The organism is Streptomyces sp. MCA2 (genome assembly GCF_023544705.1).
GTDB classification, from domain to species: domain Bacteria; phylum Actinomycetota; class Actinomycetes; order Streptomycetales; family Streptomycetaceae; genus Streptomyces; species Streptomyces decoyicus.
In genome coordinates this window covers 15,254-38,224 of record NZ_JAMJFM010000075.1, presented here as the reverse complement: position 1 = coordinate 38,224, position 22,971 = coordinate 15,254, and the positions used below count along the sequence as shown (strand labels likewise).

The window sequence follows — 22,971 nt, the reverse complement described above, 5'->3', positions numbered from 1 at the left end:
GGTCCGGGGCGGGTTGGGTGCTGACCGGGTCGGGGCCGGGGCGGGCCGAGTCAGGTGTGTGGTCCGGGGTGGGCTGGGTGCTGACCGAGTCCGGGGAGGGGTGGGAGGTGTCCGGGTCGGGGGTGGGGGAGGAGCCGTACGGGCTGTCGCTGCCGCCCTGGTAGCCGGCGTCGAAGGGGGAGCGCTGGTCCGGCGGCGGCAAGGGCTGGGCCTGGGGGGTGCCGCGGCCGCCGTCCTGGCCGGAGGGCGAACCGTCCGAGGAGGCGGCGGGGTGGGTAGCCGCGCCGGTACCTGAGGCCGTGTCCGTAGGGGTATCGCCCGGCCGGGGGGAGTGGGAGGTGCCGCCGGAGCCGTTGCCGCCGCCCGCACTGTTTCCCGCACCCGTACCACTGCCGCCGCTCGACCCATCGGAGCCGGAGCCCGAACCGCTGCTGCTGTCGGAGCCGGAGCCGGACCCAGTGCTGCTGTCGGAACCGCTGTTGGAATCGCCGCCGGAGCCCGAGCCGTTGCCCGTGCTCGATCCACCGCCGGAGCCCGACCCACTACCCGTGCCCGACCCGTTGCCCGATCCCGACCCACTGCCCGAGCCGCCGCCGTCACTGCCGCCGCCACTGCTTCCGCCGCCGTCCTCGCCGCCACCGTGGCCGGCGGCCGATTCCAGGCCGCCGCGCGCGTGGTGGCCGGCCCTGCCGCCCGCGCCGTCGCGCAGGGACTCGGCGAAGGTCTGGCCGGAGTTCTTGAGCGCCTCCACACCGGCCTCCGCGCCGGTCTTGGCGCTGCGGCCGACGTCGAAGCCCTGCTGGGCCCCGAAGTTCATGTTCATGCCCTGCGCGATGGCGTCGGAGATCATCGCCTCCAGCGCGGAGACGGCGGGCTCCTTGACCGTCTCGACGATCGCCTCGACCAAGGCCTCGCGCGCTTCCTTGAGGATGCGGCGCACGATCAGACGGGTGGCCTGGGTCGCGCCCGCGGCGCCGATTTCGGACAGGCCGAGGGTGAAGGGGGCGGCCGCCTGCGCCGCGATGATCTCTGCCGCAAGGATCGCCAACTGGGCGATCACCGCGACTTTCATCCCGATGATGACCCCGGAGCCGGCGTTCAGCGCGAAGGCGATCAGCTCGGCGGCCGTACGGGCATCGTCGAGGTAGCCGGAGCCGTTGCCGGAGAACTTCTCCCAGGTCGTGCTGAAGCCGTCGATGCTGTCACCGGAGTTGGCCGACAGCACATTGCCGGCCGCCGAGACGCCCTCGGACTGCAACTGCTCGACGACGTTCGCGAACTCCCGCCATCGGTCGGCGGACTCGTTCATCTTGTCCTCGTCGCCCGTCGGCCAGTCGTAGCCGAGCATTTCGAGGACCCACTCGAGCCAGTCCGGCAGCATGAGCGACATGGCTTCCATCCCCCGTAGAGCAATGAAGCGACGATGACCTGTGCGGCAGAGAGGTGCTGACGGTTACTCAGGTGTATTCAGGTGTCTCAGGCGTCTCGGGTATTTCAGGTGGCTCAGGCAGCTCAGGTGTGCGGTGACTTGAGGGCGACGATCTTCTGGCCCTCCGCCTCGGCGTTGGCGATGTGCTGCTTCATCAAGGAGTCGTTGAAGTCCTCGTCGGCCTGGTGGTTGTCGGCCATGGTGTTCAGGGCGCCGCCGATCTCCTGGAGCTTGGCGGCCAGATGCCCCATCGATTCGTACATGCCGTCACGCAGACCCTCGTAGACCACGCCGAACTTCTCGCCGATCTCGTCATCGCCCCACGGCGGGGTGTCCTGGCCCTCCAGGCCGGTCAGCGCGTTCTTGAGTTTGGTCACCGCGGACTGGTACCGCTGTCCGACGCTGGTGAAGTCCTTGCCGCCGGACTTCAGCGACGGAATGTCTGCTTGCAGTCCTTCTCCGGCCACGGCGTCCCCCGTTCCGATGAGCGTCACGTACGGCACAACGTGCGACAAAGTTTAGAGGCGTACTACCGCATTTCTTCAAGGAGTTGACTGTCACAAGGCTGTCACCGGGTCAGGCCGGTGAGGCGCCCCGGTCGAGCGAACGGAGGGCGAACCACAGCTCCATGCGGACGTCGGGGTCGTCCAGATCGGTGTCGAGGAGGCCGGCGATACGGGTGATGCGCTGGCGGACGGTGTTGCGGTGGACGCCGAGGGCGGTCGCGGTGCGGTCCCAACTGCCGTGCAAGGAGAGCCAGTTGTGCAGGGTGGCCAGGAGGGGTGGGGAGTCGCCCAGCGGGGCGAGTAGGGCCTGGGCGTGCTGTCGGGCGTCCGTGGGGGCGACGAGGGAGGTGACGCTGTGGGGGCCCGGGGTGCGATGGCGGACCAGGGCGGCGCGGCCGGCGAGGGCGCGGCGCAGGGCGGAGGCGGCATGCCGGTCGGCGGTCGGCAGTTCCGCGACCGGGGTGGGTTCGCTGACGCCGAGCGTCCAGCCCGGCTGCGCGGTGATCTCACGGTCGGCGGGGAGCAGGGCACGCAGGGCGGGGGTGGCGTCAGGGGCGGCCGTCGCCTTGGGGCCGGTGCCGGGGTGCGCCCCGGGCCCGGGGGACGCGGCCGGCTCGGCTCCCGTGCCCGGGGCGACGAGCGAGGTGCCGAGAGCGGCGGCCAGCGAGGCCGCCGACTCCGTGGTGTCACGGCGGCGTTCGGCGTGTACGACGGTCCACAGGGGGTGGCCGAGGAGCGGGGCGACGTCGGCGGGGCGGGCGCCGAGGAGCATCCGGACCAGAGCCGCGGCCTGCCCGGCGGCGGCCGGGCCGTGGTCGGTGGCCGGGGCGGTGATCAGCGAGAGGAGTACGGCGGCGACGCCCGCGATGGCGTGCGCGGGCGGATCGTGCGGATCCGCGGCGACCACCAGGGCGAGCGCCCGGCTGCCGCGGACGCGGCCCGTCACGGCGTAGGCGGACAGTGAGCTGCCGGGGAGGGTGTCGGTGGCCGAGGACGGGCCGCCCGCGCCGACGACATGGGCGAGACGGCCGGCCGCGGCCCGGACGGAGGCGCCGGGGCGGGGGCCGGCGGAGCCGTGTGCCGCGCCGTCCGGGGCGAGCAGCGCGGTCCAGCCGTGCACATGGCGGGCCAGCGCGTGCAGTACGGCGGCGGCCGGGTCGGGGCGGGCGGCGGCCGCGGCCAGCGCGCGCTGTGCCTCGCTGAGGCGGGTCAGCTCACGGTGCCGGGCCTCCGTCACGGCCTGCCATACGGCGCTCTCCACGGCCGTGAACGGGGTGCCCGCCGGGACCTCGACGAGCGGCAGGCCGTGCCGGTCGCAGGCTGCCACCAGGGCGCGGGGGACGGTGTCGTGCACGGGCGCGATCCCGAAGCCGAGGGCGGCGGCTCCGGCGGCGACCGTACGGGCCGCGTAACCGTCGAGGTACTCGTCGAGGGCCGGGTGGGAGCCGGGGGCGGCGGCGGTGTCCGCGCGGGGGGCGCCGGGCGGCGGTTCCGCCGCGTCCGTCGAGTCCGGCCCCTCCGCCGCGTCCGGCCCGTCCGCCCGCCGCATCACCTCCGCCAGATGCACCCCCGCCGTCAGCAGCATCTCGCCGCCCAGGAGGTAGGGCACCGGGTCGGCCATCTCGGAGGTGTGCACCCAGTGGATCGCGACGCCCTCGCGGGGGCCGGCGATCTGGCGCAGGCCCAGGTCGGTGCGGGCGAGGAGGTCCGCGAGGGGCACCGGCGGGGTGGACGGCGGAGGCAGAGGCTGCGGCATGTGCGGACCATCCACATCGGAGGGTGGTGAATGGAGGAAACGTACACTTCAGCGTTGCCTTCGCGCCTCCTAGGGTCAACCCCCGAGGCGAGGCGCTCGGACGGGACCCCCGCTCGCCGAGCGCCCGCCGCCTCGACGCCACCCCCTCGCACCCCACACCCCCCGCTCCCCCTCTCCCCCGGCGCAGTTGGAAGGGATGGCCCATGGCTGTCGACTATGCGGTGATCGTGCTCTATTTGGCCGGAATGCTGGCCATGGGCTGGTGGGGGATGCGGCGCGCCAAATCCAAGAGCGACTTCCTGGTCGCGGGCCGCCGCCTCGGCCCCGTGATGTATTCGGGAACCATGGCGGCCATCGTCCTCGGCGGCGCCTCCACCATCGGCGGCGTGGGCCTCGGCTACCAGTACGGCCTGTCCGGCGCCTGGATGGTCTTCACCATCGGCCTGGGGCTGCTCGCGCTGAGCGTCTTCTTCTCGGCCCGGATCGCCCGGCTGAAGGTCTACACGGTCTCCGAGATGCTGGACCTGCGCTACGGCGGCTCCGCCGGGATCATCTCCGGCGTCGTCATGTGGGCGTACACGCTGATGCTGGCGGTGACCTCGACCATCGCCTACGCGACGATCTTCGATGTGCTGTTCGGCATGGACCGCACCCTCTCGATCGTCCTCGGCGGGGCGATCGTCGTCGCGTACTCGACGCTCGGAGGCATGTGGTCGATCACCCTCACCGACATGGTCCAGTTCGTCGTCAAGACGATCGGTGTGCTGCTGCTCCTGCTGCCCATCGCCGTCATCAAGGCGGGCGGCTTCGCCGCGATGAAGGCCCAGCTGCCGGACGACTACTTCGCACCGCTCGGCATCGGCGGCCAGACCGTCTTCACCTACGTACTGATCTATTCCTTCGGCATGCTGATCGGGCAGGACATCTGGCAGCGGGTGTTCACCGCGCGCGGCGACAAGGTGGCGCGCCTCGGCGGCACCGCGGCCGGTACGTACTGTCTGGCCTACGCGCTGGCCGGTGCGGTCATCGGCACCGCGGCCAAGGTGCTCTACCCGCATCTGGGCAGCCCGGACGACGCGTTCGCCACGATCGTCAAGGACGCGCTGCCGGTGGGGGTGCGCGGGCTGGTGCTGGCGGCCGCGCTGTCCGCGGTGATGTCCACCTCCTCGGGCGCGCTGATCGCCTGTGCCACGGTCGCCAACAACGACATCTGGGCGCGGGTGAAGAGCGTCGCCGCGCGGCGACGTCCGTCCGCGGAAGAGGCCGCCGATGCAGGCGGGGCGCCCGGTACGGAGCAGGCCGGGGACGCGGCCGAGGAGCACGACGAGGTGCGCGGCAACCGCATCTTCATCCTCCTCATGGGCCTCGCCGTCATCGTCATCGCGATCGCGCTGAACAACGTCGTCGAGGCGCTCACCCTCGCCTACAACGTCCTCGTCGGCGGCCTGCTGGTGCCCATCCTCGGCGGGCTGCTGTGGAAGCGCGGCACCGCCGCCGGTGCGCTCGCCTCGGTCGCGGTCGGCGGGCTGACCGTCGTCGGCCTGATGGTCTCGCTCGGCGTCCTCGCCAACGAGCCGATCTATTACGGGCTGATCGCCTCGCTCGTCGCGTATGTGGTGGTCAGCCTGGCCACCAAGCCGACGGACCCGGAGGTGCTGGCGGCCTGGCGGGCGCGGCTGGCCGGCCGGACGGACGGTGCCGCGGACGAGGATCCGGAGGAGGAGGCGACCGGGGACACGGCCGTGGCAGTGGCACGGGTACTGACACCCTCCTCGGTCACCGGGCGAGCCTGACCCGGACGCCCCGGCCCCTAGGGACTCCCCGGGCATCCCGTCGGGGTCCCGGGTCCCGGGGCCCGGGGCCCGGGGCCCGGGTGGCTTCACCCGCAGCCGCTCCCGGCCCGTCCCCGCCGGCCCTCCCCGCCCTTGCCGTCCCTCCCCGCCGCCGCACGCCCGTCCCTCCGCACGCCCGCACCCGCAGGTCCCCCGCAAGGAAGGCAGCACGCATCCATGAGCTCCACCACCCCCACGCCCACGCAGCACCGGCGCAACGGCGGTGACCTGGTCGTCGAGTCGCTGGCGGCACTCGGCGCCGACACCGTCTTCGGGCTGCCGGGGCAGCATGCGCTCGGGGTGTTCGACGCGCTGCGCCGCTCCGCGCTCCGCTACGTGGGGCTGCGGGTGGAGAACAACGCGGGCTTCGCCGCCGATGCGTACGCCAGGATCACGCACGGGGTCGCGCCGCTGCTGGTCTCCACCGGCCCCGGCGCGCTGATGACGCTGGCCGCGCTCCAGGAGGCGGCGGCCGGCTCCGCCGCCGTACTGGCCATCGGCAGTCAGGTGCCGCTGGCCGGGATCGGCGGCGGGCGCCATGGCTATCTCCATGAACTCACCGACCAGAGCGCCTCGTTCCGGGGCGTGGTCAAGTCCGTCCACACGGCGCGTACGGCCTCGCAGATCCCCTCGGCGGTGGCCGCCGCCTGGGAGTCGGCGCTGAGCGCCCCGCACGGTCCTGTGTGGCTGGAGATCCCGCAGGACGTGCTGCTGGCGGAGGCCGATGTGCCGCCGGTGGCCGGACTGGAGGCCAGGCCGCGGGAGTTGCTGCCGCGTCCCGAGCTGATCGCGGCGGCGGCGGACCGGCTCACCCGGGCCCGCCGGCCGGTGATCCTGGCCGGCGGCGGAGTCGTACGGGCCGGGGCCGAGGCGGAGCTGCTGGCGCTGGCCGAGCAGCTGCGGGCACCGGTGGCCACCACCTTCGGCGGCAAGGGCGCCTTCCCGTGGGAGCACCCGCTCTCCCTCCGGTCCTGGATGGAGGACCGCTACACCACGGCCTTCCTGGAGGACGCGGACACCCTCCTGGTCGTCGGCTCGGGTCTGGGCGAACTCTCCTCGAACTACCACACGTTCCGGCCGCTCGGCCGCGTCGTACAGATCGAGGCGGACCTCGGCAAGCTGGAGTCGAACCATGCCGCGCTGGGCATCCACGCGGATGCGCGGGCGGCGCTGGCCGCGTTGGTCAAGGAGGTGGGGGAGCGGGAGGCCGGACCCGACGGGGACGAGGACGCGCCCGGCTCCAAGGCGGCCGGGGCAGCCGGGCCCGGGGCCGGCGACGCGCCCTCTCCCGAGGCCGCCGTATCCGATCTCCTGGCCCACGTCCGCGACCGGATCGCCGGGCAGCATCTCGACCTGGAGCAGCAGGTCCTGGCCTCGGTGCGGGACGCGCTGCCCGACGGCGCGGTCAGCTGCTGGGACATGACGATCCTCGCGTACTGGGCCTGGTCCGCTTTCGACCCGCGGCGCACCAACGCGCTGCACTCGGCGCAGGGCGCCGGCGGGCTGGGCTACGGCTTCCCGGCGGCGCTGGGCGTGGCCGTCGCCGACCCGGAGCGGCCCGTGCTGGCGGTGTCCGGTGATGGCGGCGCGATGTACTCGATCGCCGAGCTGGCCACCGCCCGGCAGTACGACCTGCCGGTGACCTGGCTGATCGTGGACGACGGCGGCTACGGCATCCTGCGCGAGTACATGACCGACGCCTTCGGCGCGGCCACCGCCACCGAACTCACCCGGCCGGACTTCGTGGCCCTGGCCGAGTCCTTCGGCGTCCCCGCGCTCCGGACGACCCCGGAGCGGCTCCGTACGGACCTGGCGGCGGCGCTGGCGGCCCCCGGCCCCTCGGTCGTCGTCCTCCCGGCGCATCTGCGGATGTTCGCGCCCACGCACCTGGATTCCTGACGGCGTCCCGGCCCGCCATCCGGGGCCCGGCATCCGGGCCACGCGAGGCACGCCCGGGAAAGCCGGCCGGGGATCCCGGCTGCGGAAACCGGCCGGGGAAACAGGCCGGGGGTCCCCAGCCGGGAACCCCGGCCGGGAACGCCCTACGCCCCGCCTCCGCTGACCCGCCCCTGCACCAGCCGCGACAACGCCGCGTGGACGTCCTCGACCGAGCGGTCCGGCTGGAAGGACTGCCAGTCCAGGGCGGCGACCAGGACCATGCCGAGGAGGGCGGAGGCGGTGAGGGGGATGTCGAGCTCGTCGGAGAGTTCGCCGGTGTGCACGGCGTCCGTCAGGACGGACTCGACGACGGCCTGGGCCCGGCCGCGTACGGAGGTGAGGGTGGCGCGCCAGGTGCGGTTGGTGCGCCACAGCTCGGCGACGTAGAGCTGGATGAGGGCGGGGGAGCAGGCGATGAAGTCCAGGCCCGCGCGGATCATGGCGTCCAGGGCGTCGATCCGGGTGCCGCCGCGGGCCGCCGTGGCGTCGGCGGCCCGGCGCAGCGAGTCGGCGAGCAGGTCGATGCCGTCCCGCAGCAGCTCCTCGTAGAGGACGTTCTTGCTGGCGAAGTTGTAGTAGACGGTGCCCTTGGCGACACCGGCGCGGTCGGCGATCTCATCGACGGTGGTGGCGGAGAAGCCCTGTTCCGCGATGAGGGTCACGGCCGCGTCGAAGAGCCGGCGGCGCGTGGAGGCACGCCGGGTGACGGGGGCGGCCCCGTGGGCGGCGCCGGTGACGGCACCGCCCACGGGGTCCGAGGTGACACTCACAGGCTGAGCTCCGGATGCAGATCCTTCATCCGTACGACCTGCCGGCTGCGCGCCGCGAGGGCGGTGAGGGCCAGCGCGCCGACGGTGAAGACCGCGAGGACCACACAGCCCTGCTGCACGATGGCGAGGTCACCACCGGTGATCAGCCGGCGCAGGCCGTCGACCACGTAACTCATCGGCAGGAACGGGTGGATGGCGGCGAAGAACCCGGGGCTGGTCTGCACCGGGTAGGTGCCGCCCGCCGAGGTCAGCTGGAGCATCAGGACGACCAGGGTCAGCACCCGGCCGGCCGGACCGAAGAACGCGCCCAGCAGCTGGATGATGGCCGTGAAGCAGGCCGTGGCCAGCAGCAGGAAGCCCACAGTGCCTGCCGAGCGGGCCATCTCCAGGCCGAGGCCCCAGTGGAGGACGGCCATCAGCGCCAGCACCTGCACGACGCCGATGGCGTAGGCGGGCAGCCAGGAGCCGAGGGCGATCCGCCAGCCCGGGGCGCCCGCGGCCAGGGCGCGCTTGCCCAGCGGCTGGAGCAGCATGAAGGCGACCATCGCGCCGACCCACAGGGAGAGCGGGATGAAGTACGGCGCCAGGCCGGTGCCGTAGTTGGGCGCCTTGTGCATCGACTTGGCGGCCAGCTCGACCGGGTCGGCCATCACCTCGGTGCGGGCGTCGCGGTCCTTCTTGTTGTAGTCGGGGATCTTGGCGACACCGTCGTGCAGGCCGTCGGCCAGCTGGTTGGTGCCGTCCTTGAGCTTGAAGAGACCCCCGGTGAGCTTGACGGCGCCGTCCTTGGCGTCACCGACGCCGTGGTGGACCTTGCCGGCACCGTCGGCGACCTTGCCCGCGCCGTCGGCGAGGGTGCCGATGCCGTCGGCGAACAGCCCCGCGCCCTGGGAGACCTTCTGGGCACCGGCGTTGAGCGCGTTGATCTGGCCGATCGCGGTGTCCGCGCGCTTCCCGATGCCCGGTGCCTGCTCGGCGACCATCTCCGCGCCCTGGTGGATCTCGCGCAGCTTGCCGCGCAGCTGCCCGAAGTCCGCCCCGGCGACGGAGTCGTTGACCTTCTCCGCCGCGTCGGCGGCCACCTTGCTGCCGTCCGCGAGCGCCTTCAGCTTGGTGCAGTCGGGGTCGGTGTCCAGCAGCGCGCCGCAGCGGTCCTGGTAGATCTCCGCGGCGTTGTCGGCGTTCTTGCGGGCCTGGGAGGCGGCCTTGGCCGAGTCGCTCGGCAGGGTGTCGAGGACGTCGCCGATGGTCTCGGTGGCGTCGGCGACGAACTGCGCGCCCCGGCCGATCTCCTTGCCGTGTTCGCGCAGGTAGGGCAGGTCCTTCTTGGCCAGGCCGTTGACCTTGTCGGCGAGCTGCCGGGTGCCGTCGGCGACCCGGCCCGCGCCCTGGCTGAGCTCATGGGCCTTGGCGACGGCCGTCGAGGCGCCCTTGCTCAGGTCACCGGCACCCTGACTGACCTTGCCGGCGCCGTCGTTGAGCTTGCCGAGGCCGTCCGCGAGGTCCCCGGAGCCCTTCTCGGCCGAGCCGACCCCCTTGTCGACCTTCCCGGCCCCGTCCGCCGCCTCGGCGGTCTTGTCGTGCAGATCGGAGAACGAGATGAAGATCTTGTCGAGCATGGCCCGCGCCGAGGTGGCCGAGGTCTTGGCCCGGACCTCGGAGAAGACCGTCTTGGAGATCGAGCCGACGACGTAGTTGTTGGCGTCGTTCGTACGGACCTTGAGCGCGCCCGTCTGCGGGGTGTCCCCGGAGCTGGAGACGATCCGCTTGCTGAAGTCCTTCGGGACGGTCAGCGAGAGGTAGTACGTGCCGTTCTCCAGCCCCTTGGCGGCGTCCGCGGAGCTGACGTCCTCCCAGTGGAACTTCTTGCTGTCCTTGAGGTTCTCGGACAGGTCGTCGCCCGCGGTGATCTTCTTGCCGTCGGAGGCGGCACCCTGGTCCTCGTTGACGAGCGCCACCGGGATCTTGTCCAGACGGCTGTAGGGGTCCCAGAAGGAGCACAGGTACAGGGCCCCGTAGAGCAGCGGGATCAGCATCAGGGCGACCAGGCCCAGGCGGGGAAGCTTTCCCCTGCCGAAACGCTTGAGCTCAAGCGCGGCCAGTCTCGGCGAACGCATGCGCTGCCTCCTCCTCGGTGGTGTCGTCCTGGAGCGGGGTGGGGGCGGCGGCTTCGGTGTCCGTCTGCCGGGTGCGGACGGTCAGCGCGTCCGCCGGTGCGTCACTGCCGGCCGCCACGACGGTGGTGCCCTCGCGCGTGAGGTCCCGCAGCAGCTGCCAGGCCTGGTCGCGCTCGGCCCCGGTCAGCTTGAGGTCCACATCGTCGACGGCCAGCAACTGCGGGCCGTGCATGACCCCGAGCGCGACGGAGAGCCGCAGCGCCTCGATCCGCTCCAGGTCGCGTACGGCCGTCCGCAGCCCCTTGGGCAGGGTGGCGGGGTCGAGCCGGACGGCCGCGAGGGCGGCGTCGATCCGGGCCCGGGTGGCCTCCTTGTTCCGCTTGCTCCAGGGGAGCGAGGCGCCGAGGCCCTGGAAGCGGTGGCCCAGCAGGGCCTGTTCCTTGAGATGTTCGCCGACCGTGAGGGCCGGTTCGAGGTCGGCGACGCCCGGTACGTGGGCGATGGCGGTACGGGCGCGCACCGAGCCCATCCGCTTGGGCAGCGGGAATCCGGCGATCTCCGCCTCGCCCTCGGTGATCCGCATCCGGCCGGTGAGGGCCAGCAGCAGACAGGTGCGGCCGGAGCCCGACGGGCCCTGGACCGCGATCAGGGTGCCCGGTTCCGCGGCGATGTCGACGCCTCTGAAGGCCCACCCCCGCGGGCCCTCCACTCCGATTCCCCTGGCGTTGACCGCCGCCCCCTGGCGGGTGGTGTTCACCAACACCCCTCCCCTTTTGATCTGACTGGTCAGTCTAAAAGTGTGCCGTATGCGGGGCCTTCTTGGCCAATCGGGGTGGGGCGGCGAGCACTCCGGGCAAGTTCGTACGGATCGACCCGTGACCCGGACGGGGGAATCGTCCTAGGGTGCCGTGCAGGCGGGGGCCTGATGATGTTCAAGGTGATGCCCGTGTCGCGAGGTGCGGCACGGGCCGCGCACAGACGACGGAGAACCATGGAACATTCGGCACAGCACCCCGTGGACCCGCCCCCGCGGCAGCCCGCCGAGCAACGGACCGGGCCCGTGGCGCGCCGCTCCCGCAAGCTGGTCGCCCCGCTGCTCGCCACGGCCCTGGTCGCGGTCCTCGCGCCCGTCTCGGCCTCGGCCTCCGCACCGGTGCCCGCGCCCCAACGGGCCGGCGGCGCGCAGGGCCCCTGCCTGAAGGGCGACGACCGCGACGGCTGGACCGCCACCGCGAACAAGATCGACCCCAAGGACAGCCACCACGCCTTCGTCGGCAACGGCTACCTCGGGCAGCGGGTGCCGCCCAACGGCACCGGCTACGCCGCCCCCGGCGGCGAGACCGGCTGGCCGCTGAAGACGCCCGAATACGACGGCTCCTTCGTCTCCGGCCTGTACGCCAAGGGACCCAAGGACCTGAAGGGCCGGCAGGCCATCGCCGCCATCCCCACCTGGACCACCCTCGATGTCGCCACCGGCGGCGCGCACTCCGACACCTTCTCCTCCGCCACCGCACCCGGCCGGATCTCGCACTACCGCCAGCAGCTCTCCCTGCGCTGCGGATTCGTCCGTACCTCGCTGACCTGGACGGCCGCCGACGGCCGCGCCACCGACCTGGTCTACGACGTGCTCGCCGACCGCAACGACGCCCACACCGGCGCCGTACGCCTGCGGATGACGCCCCACTGGAGCGGCGCCGCCACGGTCACCGACGGCCTCGACGGCCGCGGCGCCCGCCGGATGACGCCGTCCACGGCCGGGTCCGCCACCGGCGGCAAGGAATCCGGAGGCAAGGAGTCCGGCGGCAAGGACACCGGCCGCACCATGGACGTCGGGTTCCGCACGGACGGGACGAAGACCGAGGGCGCGGTGGCCTCCACCCTGCGCACCGGCCCCGGCGTCCAGGCGCAGCAGCCCCGGCGGGAGGCGCGGAAGGACAAGCTGAGCAACCGGCAGCGGGTGTCCTTCCCGGTCCGCAGCGGCCGCTCGTACGAGCTGACCAAGTACGTCGGCGTGGACACCGCGCTCACCTCCCGCTCCCCGCGCGACGCCGCCGACGCCGCCTCGCGCCGGGCCGCAGGACGCGGCTGGGACGCCCTCTTCGCCCGGCACACCGCCGCCTGGCAGCGGCTGTGGCGCAGCGACATCGAGGTGAAGGGGCGGCGCGACCTCCAGTCCTGGGTGCGCTCGGCGCAGTACGGACTGCTGTCCTCCACCCGCGCCGGCAGCGACAACAGCATCGGCCCCACCGGCCTGACCAGCGACAACTACGCCGGTGAGGTCTTCTGGGACGCCGAGACCTGGATGTACCCGGGCCTGCTCGCAAGCCACCCGGCGCTCGCCAGGTCGATCGTCGACTACCGCTACAAGACCCGGGCCGGGGCCCGCGCCAACGCCGAGAAGCTGGGCTACAAGGGGCTGTTCTACCCCTGGACCAGCGGCAGCAAGGGCGATCTGTGGAACGAGTGCCACAGCTGGGACCCGCCGCACTGCAAGACCCAGAACCACCTCATGGGCGACATCTCCCTCGCCACCTGGCAGTACTACCTCGCCACCAAGGACACCGCCTGGCTGAAGTCCCGCGGCTGGCCGGTCCTCAAGGGCATCGCCGAATTCTGGGCCTCCCGGGCCACCCGTAACGCCGACGGCAGCTACTCCGTCAAGAACGTCGCCGGTCCTGACGAGTACAGCAACGGCGTCAACGACGGGGTGTTCACCAACGCCGGCGCCGCCACCGCGCTGCGGCACGCCACCCGCGTCGCCGCGATCCTCGGCGAGAAGGCCCCGGCCTCCTGGAAGACCGTCGCCGACAAGCTGCGCATCCCCTACGACAGCAAGAACAAGGTCTTCCAGCAGTACGCCGGGTACAAGGGCACGACCATCAAGCAGGCCGACACCGTGCTGCTGATGTACCCGCTGGAATGGCCGATGTCGCAGACGAAGGCGGCCCGCACGCTGGACTTCTACGCCGGGCACACCGACCCGGACGGCCCGGCCATGACGGACTCGGTGCACGCCATCGACGCCGCCGGGATCGGCGAGGCCGGCTGCTCGACCTACACCTATCTGATGCGGTCCATCAAGCCGTTCGTCCGCGGACCGTTCGACCAGTTCTCCGAGGCGCGCGGCGACAAGGCCGGCGCCGACGACCCGCACGCCGGCAAGCCCGCACAGGACTTCCTCACCGGCAAGGGCGGCTTCCTCCAGACCTTCACCCACGGGCTGACCGGGCTGCGGCTGCGCGAGGACCGGGTGCACCTCGCCCCGACGCTGCCGCCGCAGCTGTCCGAAGGCGTCACCCTGCGCGGTCTGCACTGGCAGGGACGGACCTACGACGTCGCGATCGGCGCGCACCAGACCACCGTGCGGCTGACCGCCGGTGCGCCGATGCGGATCGAGTCGCCGGAGGGCGAGAAGGTCGTCAGCCGGGGGGTGCCGGCCGTCCTGAAGACCCGCCGCCCGGATCTGGCGGCGACCTCGAACGCGGCCCGGTGCATGTCCGCCCGGGCCACCTCCGAGGAGCCCGGCCTGTACGCGGCCGCGGCGGTGGACGGCAACGGCACCACCGCCTGGGTGCCCGACTCCGCGAACGGCACCCTCACCGTCGACCTCGGCCGCACCACCCGCGTCGGGCAGATCACCCCGCACTGGAACGCGACCAGGCCCAAGTCCTACAACGTCCAGGTCTCCCGGGACGGGAAGCACTGGTCGGGGACCGGATACGCGGGCCGCACCCCGGCCCGGTACGTACGGGTCGTGGTGCACGGTGACCCGGCCCCGGCGGCGGGCGGCAAGCCCAAGCCGCACCCGGGGATCTCGGAGCTGACGGTGGAGCGCGCGAAGTAGCCCGCCGGCCGCCCACGCGGACGGCCCCGCCCCGGACCACCGGGGCGGGGCCGTCTGCGTGTGCGGGTGCGGCCGCCGTCACGGAGAATTGTTACAGCGGGATGAAATCCGCACCCCGCGGTGTTGGTGCCATGCGTTAAGTGTCGAGGCGCGGGAGGCACCGGGTGGCGGGGACGGATACGGAACGAGTGGGCTGGGCGCGGCGGCTGAGCCGCGACTGCTGGCAGTACAAGAAGGACGTGCTGCTCGCCCTCGGCTCCTCGCTGGCCGGCATGGGCGTGCTGGCCCTGGTCCCGCTCGTACCGAAACTGATCATCGACGATGTGATCGTCCAGCACGAGCGCCCCCTCGGCCCCTGGGCCGGCGTGCTGGTCGCCGCCGCGGTCGTGGTCTACGTCCTCACCTACGTCCGCCGCTTCTACGGCGGCCGGCTCGCCCTGGACGCGCAGCACGATCTGCGGACCCGGATGTTCGGCGCCATCGCCCGGCTCGACGGCCGGCGGCAGGACGAGCTGAGCACCGGCCAGGTCGTCGGCCGTGCCACCAGCGACCTCCAGCTGATCCAGGGCCTGCTGTTCATGCTCCCGATGATGATCGGGAACGTCCTGCTGTTCGTGATCTCGCTGATCGTGATGGCGGTGCTCTCGCCGCTGCTCACGGTCGTCGCGCTGGCCGTCGCGCCCGCCCTGTGGTTCATCGCCCAGCGCAGCCGCGCCCGGCTCTTCCCCGCCACCTGGTACGCCCAGGGGCAGGCGGCCGCCGTGGCCGGTGTCGTGGACGGCGCGGTCTCCGGCGTACGGGTCGTCAAGGGCTTCGGGCAGGAGGAGCAGGAGACCGGCAAGCTGCGCGAGGTCAGCCGCCGGCTGTTCGCCGGACGGCTGCGCACGGTCCGGCTCAACGCCCGCTACACCCCCGCGCTGCAAGCCGTACCGGCGCTCGGCCAGGTCGCGATGCTGGCCCTCGGCGGCTGGATGGCCGCCCAGGGACAGGTCACCCTCGGCACCTTCGTCGCCTTCTCCACCTACCTCGCGCAACTGGTCGGACCGGTCCGGATGCTGGCGGCCATGCTGACCGTCGGCCAGCAGGCGCGGGCCGGTGTGGAGCGGGTCTACGAGCTCATCGACACCGAGCCGTCGATCGAGGAGCGGGCGGACGCGCACGAGCTGCCCGCCGACGCCCCGGCCACGGTCGTCTTCGACCGGGTGACCTTCGGCTATGCGCCGCCGCACGACGGCCACGGCGCGGGGCCCGCCGAGGACGCCCCGGCCGACGGCCGCCCCGTCCGCCGCGGCCGTCCCGTGCTCGACGACTTCTCGCTGCGCATCGAGGCCGGTGAGACGGTCGCCCTGGTCGGCACGTCCGGCAGCGGCAAATCCACCGTCTCGCTGCTGCTGCCCCGCTTCTACGACGTCTCGGCCGGCCGTGTCCTGGTCGGCGGCCACGACGTGCGCGACCTGACCCTCCCGTCGCTGCGGGCCGCCATCGGCCTGGTCCCCGAGACCAGCTTCCTGTTCTCCGACTCCGTACGCGACAACATCGCCTACGGCCACCCCGGGGCCACCGACGAACAGGTGCGCGCCGCGGCCCGCGCCGCCCAGGCCGACGGCTTCATATCGGAGCTCTCCGACGGCTACGACACCAAGGTCGGCGAGCAGGGGCTGACCCTGTCCGGCGGCCAGCGGCAGCGCGTCGCGCTGGCCCGCGCCATCCTCACCGACCCCCGGCTGCTGGTCCTGGACGATGCGACCTCGGCGGTCGACGCCCGGGTGGAGCACGAGATCCATGAGGCGCTGCGCGGCGTCACGGCGGGCCGGACGACCCTGCTCATCGCCCACCGCGCCTCCACCCTGGCGCTCGCCGACCGGGTCGCCGTCCTCGACGACGGCCGGCTGGTCGACATCGGCACCCAGGAGGAGCTCGAAGAGCGCTGTCCGCTCTACCGCAGGCTGCTGACCGACCCGGAGGAGCTGGGCGGCGTCGAGCGGGACCCGGCGGGCGAGCTGGCCGGTGTCCTCGACGGCGAGTTCGCCGGCGGCGGGCGGCCGGCCGGGGAGCCGGCGGCGGACGCCGACGGGGCGGCGGGCGAGGCCGACGCGGCGGAGGGCCGGCCGGGGGCGGACGGCACCATCACCCCCGAACTGTGGGTCCGCCGCGAACAGGAGGCCGAGGAGGGCGGGGCCGGGATGGCGGCCCGTGCGGCCGTCGCGGCCGGGCCCGGTATCGGCGCCGCGATGGCCGGACTGCCGGCCACCCCCGAGCTGCTCGCCCAGGTCGCCGCCCTGCCGCCCGCCACGGACCTCCCGGACGTCGACGAGGTCCAGGCCGTGCGCCCCGAGCGTTCCTACGGCCTGCGCCGGCTGCTGCACGGCTTCGGCGGGCCGCTGGCCTTCGCGCTGGCGCTGGTCGCCATGGACGCGGTGGCCGGGCTGCTGCTGCCGGTCCTGATCCGGCAGGGCATCGACGAGGGCGTCCGTCGCGGTGTGCTGGCCGGTGTCTGGACGGCCGCCGGACTCGCCCTGCTCGTGGTCCTGGCACAGTGGGCCGCGCAGATCGGCGGCTACCGCATGACCGGACGCATCGGCGAGCGGGTCCTCTACTCGCTCCGGCTCAAGATCTTCGCGCAGCTCCAGCGCCTCGGCCTCGACTACTACGAGCGCGAGCTGACCGGCAAGATCATGACCAGGATGACCACCGACGTGGACGCGCTGTCGACGTTCCTCCAGACCGGCCTGGTCACCGCCCTGGTCTCGATGATGACCTTCTTCGGCATACTCGTCGCACTGCTGGCCATCGACGTCCAGCTGGCCCTGGTCGTCTTCGCCACCCTCCCGCCGCTGATCATCGGCACGTACTTCTTCCGCAAGCAGAGCGTGAAGGCCTACGAACTGGCCCGCGAGCGGATCAGCGTCGTCAACGGTGACCTCCAGGAGAGCGTGGCCGGACTGCGGATCGTCCAGGCGTTCCGGCGCGAGGGGAGCGGCGCGGAGCGGTTCACCGCCCGCAGCGACGCCTACCGCAGGGCCCGGGTCCGCGGCCAGTTCCTGATCTCCGTCTACTTCCCGTTCGTCCAGCTGCTGTCGTCCGTGGCGGCCGCCCTGGTGCTGATCGTCGGCGCCGAGCGGGTCGGCTCGCACACCCTCACCGCCGGTGCGCTGGTCGCCTACCTGCTCTACATCGACCTGTTCTTCGCCCCCGTCCAGCAGCTCTCCCAGGTCTTCGACGGCTACCAGCAGGCGTCCGTCTCGCTCGGCCGGATCCAGGAGCTGCTGCGCGAGCCGACCACCACCCCGGCCGCCGAGCGGCCCCGCGAGGTGCCCGCGCTGCGGGGCGACATCACCTTCGACGGGGTGCACTTCCACTACGGCGAGGGCGATGAGCCGGCGCTGGCCGGTGTCGATCTGACCATCCCGGCCGGCCAGACCGTGGCGTTCGTCGGGGAGACCGGCGCCGGCAAGTCCACCCTGGTCAAGCTGGTCGCGCGGTTCTACGACCCGTCAGCGGGCGCCGTCCGTATCGACGGCACCGATCTGCGCGAGCTGGACCTGACCGGCTACCGCCGGCGCCTCGGTGTCGTCCCCCAGGAGTCCTACCTGTTCGCGGGCACGGTCCGTGACGCCATCGCCTACGGCCGCCCGGATGCCACGGATGCCGAGGTGGAAGCCGCCGCGCGGGCCGTCGGGGCCCATGCGATGATCGCCACCCTCGACGGCGGCTACCTCCATGAGATCGCCGAGCGCGGCCGCAATCTCTCGGCCGGCCAGCGCCAGCTGCTGGCGCTGGCCCGCGCCGAACTCGTCGACCCGGACGTGCTCCTGCTCGACGAGGCCACCGCCGCCCTGGACCTGGCCACCGAAGCGGTCGTCAACCAGGCCACCGACCGTCTCGTCGGACGCCCTGCCCCGTCGCCCGGCCACCACCCCTCGCCGCGGCCCGGCGCGCGCACGATCCTGATCGTCGCCCACCGGCTGACGACCGCGGCCCGCGCGGACCGCGTGGTGGTGCTCGACCGCGGCCGGATAGCCGAGGACGGCAGCCATGACCAACTCCTGGCCCGCGACGGCCGCTACGCGGAGCTGTGGCGCAGCTTCACGGGCGAGGAGGAGGAGCTCGTGGCCTGAGGCAGGGGCCCCGGAATCCGGGCCCTGGCGCCGTTCGGCTGATCCACCGAACGGTGCCAGGGGCTGGTGGCACCCCCGCCGCGCCGATAGGTTCAGCCCGACCTTTGCTATCCCAAGGGGAGGGTGCATGCGCAAGGCCACCAGATGGCTGCTGTCGCTCGCGGTGCTCATAGGCACGGCGGGAGCCGGCAGCATGTCGGCAGGGGCGGCCACCGCCGCCGAGCCGAAGACCGAGGACATCAAGGACCGGATCCTGGCGATCCCGGGCATGAGCCTCATCGAAGAGAAGCCGGTCGACGGCTACCGCTACTTCGTCCTGAACTACACCCAGCCGATCGACCACCGGCACCCCGCGAAGGGGACCTTCCAGCAGCGGCTGACCGTGCTGCACAAATCGGTGGACCGGCCGACGGTGTTCTTCACCTCCGGCTACAACGTCAACACCACGCCGTCGCGCAGTGAGCCCACCAAGATCATCGACGGCAACCAGGTCTCGCTGGAGTACCGCTACTTCACCCCGTCGCGGCCCACGCCCACCGACTGGAAGAAGCTGGACATCCGGCAGGCCGCCAATGACCAGCACCGCCTCTTCCAGGTGCTGCACCGCATCTACGGCCAGAACTGGATCGACACGGGCGGCAGCAAGGGCGGAATGACGGCCACGTACTACCGCCGCTTCTTCCCGCACGACATGGACGGCACCGTCGCCTATGTCGCGCCCAACGACGTACGCAACGACGAGGACTCGGCGTACGACCGGTTCTTCAAGACCGTCGGGACCGCGCAGTGCCGCACGGACCTCGCCGCCATCGAGCGCGAGGCCCTGGTGCGCCGCAAGGAGATGGTCGGCCGCTTCCAGGCCTGGGCCGACAAGGAGAAGCAGACCTTCAAGACCGTCGGCAGCGCCGACCGGGCCTATGAAGTCATGGTCACGGACCTGGTGTTCGGCTTCTGGCAGTACCAGCCGGCCGAGACCGCCTGCGCCGAGGTGCCCAAGCCGACCGTCTCCACGGACGAACTGTGGAAGTGGATGGACACGGTCGGCGGCTTCGACAGCTACACCGACCAGGGCATGGAGCCGTACACGCCGTACTACTACCAGGCGGGCACCCAGCTCGGTGAGCCCGGCTACCGCTACCCGCAGCTGGCCGGACTGCTGAAGTACCCCGGGATCAACAACTCCCGTTCGTTCGTGCCGAAGGACATCCCGATGCGCTTTGACAAGCGCGCGATGCCCGACGTCGATCACTGGGTGCGTCACCACGCGGACCGGATGATGTTCGTCAACGGCCAGTACGACCCGTGGAGTTCGGAGCACTTCGAGGTCGGCAAGGGCGCCCGGGACTCCTATGTCTTCACCGTGCCCGGCGGCAACCACGGCTCGAACATCGCGAAGCTGAAGGAGGCCGACCGCACCAAGGCCACCGCCGAGCTTCTCGACTGGGCCGGTGTCCGCGCCCCGGACGGCCAGGCCACACCGCTGGCGCCGCACAACAAGCAGCTGGACAAGCAGGAGATCCGGCGGATGCCGATGCTGCGGCCGTGACGCTGTGAGGCCGTGAGGCCGTGAGGCCGTGACGAGGTCGCCGTGAGCCGAGCCCGGAGGGCCGGCGGCGGCCCGGAGGCCTGAGCGAGTGACGGATGCGGCGCGTTCCCCCGGACCGGGGAGCGCGCCGTACCCGTCCGCCGCACTCAGTACGTCAGACCGTGACCGATCCGGTAGAGCGGCTGCGCCGGGGCGTCGGCGCGCATTATCGCGACCGGCAGTCTGCCGGCCGGGTCCCGTCGGCCGGCGATCACCCGGGCCGCCGCCCGCAGCTCCACATCCGTCCAGGAGTAGCTCGCCAGGGCCGCCCTGACCCCGTCCAACTGGGCGATGTCATAAGGGTTGCGGACCGCCAGCTGCACCACCGGCTTGCCCGTGGCCAGCAGCGCGGCGACCAGCTTCCGCTGGCGGGAGTCCGCGCTCACGTTGTACGTCGCCACCACCACCGCGTCCCGCTCGCCGAGCGCCGCCACCGCCTCGTCGATCTGCTGCTGGGTCGGCAGCATGCCCGTGGAGAGCGCGGTGGCCGTGAAGCCGAGCTCGGTGAGGGCCTTCGCCAGGACCGTGGTGGGCGGGCCGCCGGTGCCGGACGGCGCGGCCGCATCGACGCCCGCCACCAGCACCCGGCGCTCCCGTCGCCGGGACAGCGGCAGGATCCCGGCGTCGTTGCGCAGCAGGGTGGTGGTGCGGTCCGCGATCCGGTCCGCGGTGGCGAGATGCCCGCGGGTGCCGACGACCCGGTCCACCGCGCCAGGGGTGGTGTACGGGTCCTTGAACAGTCCGCGCCGCTCCTTGAGCAGCAGGATGCGCATCAGCTTGGCGTCGATGTCCCGCTCGCTCAGCTCGCCCTCCGCGACCGCCTTGAGGACGGCGGCATGCGCGACGGCGAGGTCCGGAGGGTTCAGCAGCTGGTCGACACCGGCCTTGAGGGCGAGCACCGGCACCCGGGCGTCGCCGTACTTCTTCCGTACGCCCTCCATACCGAGGGAGTCCGTCACCACCACCCCGTCGTAGCCGAGGCGTTCGCGCAGGATGCCGGTGAGGATCGGACGGGAGAGGGTGGCCGGGTCCTCGCTCGGGTCGAAGGCGGGCACGACGATATGCGCCGTCATGATCGAATCGATGCCGGCGGCGATCGCGGCCCTGAAGGGCGGCGCGTCCAGCCGCTCCCACTCCTCGGCGGTGTGGTGGATGTACGGCAGCCCGATGTGGCTGTCGGTGTCGGTGTCGCCGTGCCCGGGGAAGTGCTTGGCGCAGGCGGCGATCCCGGCGCTCTGATAGCCCTTCACCTCGGCGGCGACCATACGGGCCACGGCCTGCGGGTCCGCGCCGAAGGAACGGACGCCGATGACCGGGTTGGCGGGGTTGACGTTGACATCGGCGTCCGGCGCGTAGTCCTGCCGGATGCCCATGGCGTACAGCTCCTGGCCGGCGATCCTGGCCGCCGTGCGCGCATCGTCACGGGAGCCGCCCGCGCCGAGCGCCATCGCCCCGGGGAAGAGCGTGGCGGGCGCGCCGACCCGGGCCACTATGCCGTGTTCCTGGTCCGTGGAGATCAGCAGCGGGACGGGGACGCGCTGGGCGGCCCCGGCCTTCTGGATGCCGTTGGAGAGATCGGCGATCTGGTGCGGATCACGGGTGTTGTGCGCCCAGCCGAAGTAGATGATGCCGCCGACGTGGTACTTGGCGATCAGCTCGGCGGCGTTGGCGACGCCGATCTCCTTGCGGTTCGCGTCGGCGTCGGCCGGGTCGGGGTCGGTGGCGGAGTGCCCGTAGACCCGCATGACGAAGAGCTGGCCGGCCTTCTCCTCCGGTGACATACGGGAGATGAGGCGGCGCAGCCGGGCCCGGGTGGCGGCGGAGGGGGCGGGGGCGGCAGCGGGGGAGGACTGGGGTCCGATGGCGGGCGCCGTGGCGTGTGTGGGGGCGGCGCCCGCGCCCGCGGCAGCGGCGGCGGCGGCCGCCGCTGCCGCGGAGGTCAGGACGGTACGTCTGGAGTGCATGTGCGCTCCTTCCGGAGGGCTTCCTCGGCTCATTGAAGGAAACTTCCAAGGAGACACGGATAGCCGGAAAACTATTGTCGGTCAATGACACGGTCCGTGGTGGCGCTCAGGTATTGCGGGGCGGGCGGGGATATGTGATGGGGCGTCGGGCGGGGGCGCCGGGCGAGGGCCCGCGGTCAGGAGGCGGCGGCGGACCGGCCGAGGAGCCGCTGGAGATGCTCACGGCCCGGGACCAGGAGGCCGGGGAGGTCGGCCGCCTCCGGGAACCAGCGCTTCTCGTACTCCCAGCACAGCCAGCCGCCCGACCCCTGGTCGTAGGTGCCCTCCGGGGCCGGCACCGGGCCATGGGCGCCCGCGGGCTCCCGGCCGAGAGTGCCCAGGGCGGCCGCCAGCGGCAGGGCGCCGGCCCCGAGCGGGAGGGGGGTGCGCTCCTCGGCCGAGGCGACGTCCTTGACCTGCACATAGCCCAGGTGCGGGGCGAGCGCGGCATGGGTGTCGACGGGCTCCTCGCCGCCGAGCCAGCTGTGCAGCACATCCCAGAGCGCCCCGATCCGGCGATGGCCCACCAGGCCCAGCACGCGGGCGGCGGCCGCGCCCGTACCGTGCGAGTCATGGGTCTCCAGCAGCACCCGGACACCCCGCTCGGCCGCCAGCGGCGCCACCGCGGCGAGCCGGCGGGCGGCATCCGCGTCCGCCTCGGCCGCCGGGCGGCCCTCGCCGCCGGGGAAGACCCGGACATACGGCGCCCCCAGATCGGCGGCGAGGAACACCAGCTCGGTCAGCTCATGTGCCAGCGCCTCCTCGTCCGCCGCGTCCCGGGCGGCGGCCACCTGGGCGTATCCGGCCACCGCCAGGATCTCCACGCCGGCGTCCGCGAACTGTCCCCGCACCGCGGCGCGTTCCCGCATCCCGATCAGCGGATGCACCGGTTCCTCCGGATGGGCCCGCAGCTCCACCCCCTGATATCCGGTCCCGGTGGCCAGCCGCAGCACCTCGGGCACCGGCATTCCGGGCACACCGAGGGTCGAAAACGCATACCGCATCGCAGGGGTCCTGCCGTCCGCGCGGTCCGTGGGGGCCATGCCGGCGCTCCTTCGTGTCGCTTACGTCAT

General features: G+C 72.7%; 13 protein-coding genes. 5 read left to right on the top strand and 8 right to left on the bottom strand.

The window, feature by feature from the left end; genetic code table 11:
* From M8I34_RS37915 to M8I34_RS37905, 3 genes are all read right to left on the bottom strand, one after another.
* On the bottom strand, nt 1-1,390 hold a 1,390-nt coding region (locus M8I34_RS37915; protein WP_250057535.1), incomplete at its 3' end, for a hypothetical protein.
* Between the two features lie 122 nt (nt 1,391-1,512).
* A complete protein-coding gene (locus tag M8I34_RS37910; protein WP_308372776.1) occupies nt 1,513-1,923 on the bottom strand; it encodes a WXG100 family type VII secretion target in 411 nt (136 codons plus the stop codon).
* A gap of 82 nt (nt 1,924-2,005) precedes the next feature.
* Nucleotides 2,006-3,691 (bottom strand): PucR family transcriptional regulator, encoded by a 1,686-nt coding sequence (locus M8I34_RS37905; RefSeq protein WP_250057533.1) that lies wholly within the window; start codon nt 3,689-3,691, stop codon nt 2,006-2,008.
* 203 nt (nt 3,692-3,894) lie between these two features.
* Here M8I34_RS37905 and M8I34_RS37900 point away from each other — a divergent pair, with 203 nt between their 5' ends.
* On the top strand, nt 3,895-5,484 hold the full coding sequence (locus tag M8I34_RS37900) for a sodium:solute symporter (protein WP_250057531.1): 1,590 nt from the start codon (nt 3,895-3,897) through the stop codon (nt 5,482-5,484).
* A 216-nt stretch (nt 5,485-5,700) separates the two neighbouring features.
* The gene (locus M8I34_RS37895) at nt 5,701-7,422 is read left to right on the top strand and encodes a thiamine pyrophosphate-binding protein (RefSeq protein WP_250057529.1); all 1,722 of its coding nucleotides are present in this window, start codon (nt 5,701-5,703) and stop codon (nt 7,420-7,422) included.
* A gap of 143 nt (nt 7,423-7,565) precedes the next feature.
* Here the strand turns inward: M8I34_RS37895 and M8I34_RS37890 are convergent, their stop codons facing one another.
* From M8I34_RS37890 to M8I34_RS37880, 3 genes are read right to left on the bottom strand one after another with little or no spacing between them, the layout of a single operon-like run.
* Complete coding sequence (locus M8I34_RS37890) at nt 7,566-8,210, bottom strand: TetR/AcrR family transcriptional regulator (protein WP_250057541.1); 645 nt, start codon at nt 8,208-8,210, stop codon at nt 7,566-7,568.
* A gap of 17 nt (nt 8,211-8,227) precedes the next feature.
* Nucleotides 8,228-10,348, bottom strand: coding sequence for a YhgE/Pip domain-containing protein (locus M8I34_RS37885; protein ID WP_250057527.1), 2,121 nt, complete (start codon nt 10,346-10,348; stop codon nt 8,228-8,230).
* Nucleotides 10,320-11,105, bottom strand: coding sequence for an ATP-binding cassette domain-containing protein (locus M8I34_RS37880; protein ID WP_244414693.1), 786 nt, complete (start codon nt 11,103-11,105; stop codon nt 10,320-10,322). Before M8I34_RS37880 ends, M8I34_RS37885 begins: the two co-directional genes overlap by 29 nt.
* A 234-nt stretch (nt 11,106-11,339) precedes the next feature.
* On the opposite strand from M8I34_RS37880, the gene M8I34_RS37875 reads away from it, so the two are divergent.
* From M8I34_RS37875 to M8I34_RS37865, 3 genes are all read left to right on the top strand, one after another.
* Nucleotides 11,340-14,192: a discoidin domain-containing protein gene (locus M8I34_RS37875; RefSeq protein WP_250057525.1), complete on the top strand. Its 2,853-nt coding sequence runs from the start codon at nt 11,340-11,342 to the stop codon at nt 14,190-14,192.
* Between the two features lie 164 nt (nt 14,193-14,356).
* A complete protein-coding gene (locus tag M8I34_RS37870; protein WP_250057523.1) occupies nt 14,357-18,310 on the top strand; it encodes an ABC transporter ATP-binding protein in 3,954 nt (1,317 codons plus the stop codon).
* Between the two features lie 127 nt (nt 18,311-18,437).
* Nucleotides 18,438-19,856 (top strand): S28 family serine protease, encoded by a 1,419-nt coding sequence (locus M8I34_RS37865; protein WP_250057521.1) that lies wholly within the window; start codon nt 18,438-18,440, stop codon nt 19,854-19,856.
* 146 nt (nt 19,857-20,002) lie between these two features.
* Here the strand turns inward: M8I34_RS37865 and M8I34_RS37860 are convergent, their stop codons facing one another.
* Complete coding sequence (locus tag M8I34_RS37860) at nt 20,003-21,859, bottom strand: glycoside hydrolase family 3 protein (protein ID WP_250057519.1); 1,857 nt, start codon at nt 21,857-21,859, stop codon at nt 20,003-20,005.
* Between the two features lie 176 nt (nt 21,860-22,035).
* The gene (locus M8I34_RS37855) at nt 22,036-22,902 is read right to left on the bottom strand and encodes a sugar phosphate isomerase/epimerase (protein WP_250057539.1); all 867 of its coding nucleotides are present in this window, start codon (nt 22,900-22,902) and stop codon (nt 22,036-22,038) included.
* Nucleotides 22,903-22,971: the final 69 nt, after the last annotated feature.

Excerpts from the sequence above, each read along its gene's own strand:
- M8I34_RS37905 (WP_250057533.1), bottom strand. The coding sequence starts at position 3,691 with ATGCCGCAGCCTCTGCCTCCGCCGTCCACCCCGCCGGTGCCCCTCGCG.
- M8I34_RS37900 (WP_250057531.1), top strand. The coding sequence starts at position 3,895 with ATGGCTGTCGACTATGCGGTGATCGTGCTCTATTTGGCCGGAATGCTG.
- M8I34_RS37895 (WP_250057529.1), top strand. The coding sequence starts at position 5,701 with ATGAGCTCCACCACCCCCACGCCCACGCAGCACCGGCGCAACGGCGGT.
- M8I34_RS37885 (WP_250057527.1), bottom strand. The coding sequence starts at position 10,348 with ATGCGTTCGCCGAGACTGGCCGCGCTTGAGCTCAAGCGTTTCGGCAGG.
- M8I34_RS37875 (WP_250057525.1), top strand. The coding sequence starts at position 11,340 with ATGGAACATTCGGCACAGCACCCCGTGGACCCGCCCCCGCGGCAGCCC.
- M8I34_RS37865 (WP_250057521.1), top strand. The coding sequence starts at position 18,438 with ATGCGCAAGGCCACCAGATGGCTGCTGTCGCTCGCGGTGCTCATAGGC.
- M8I34_RS37860 (WP_250057519.1), bottom strand. The coding sequence starts at position 21,859 with ATGCACTCCAGACGTACCGTCCTGACCTCCGCGGCAGCGGCGGCCGCC.
- M8I34_RS37855 (WP_250057539.1), bottom strand. The coding sequence starts at position 22,902 with ATGCGGTATGCGTTTTCGACCCTCGGTGTGCCCGGAATGCCGGTGCCC.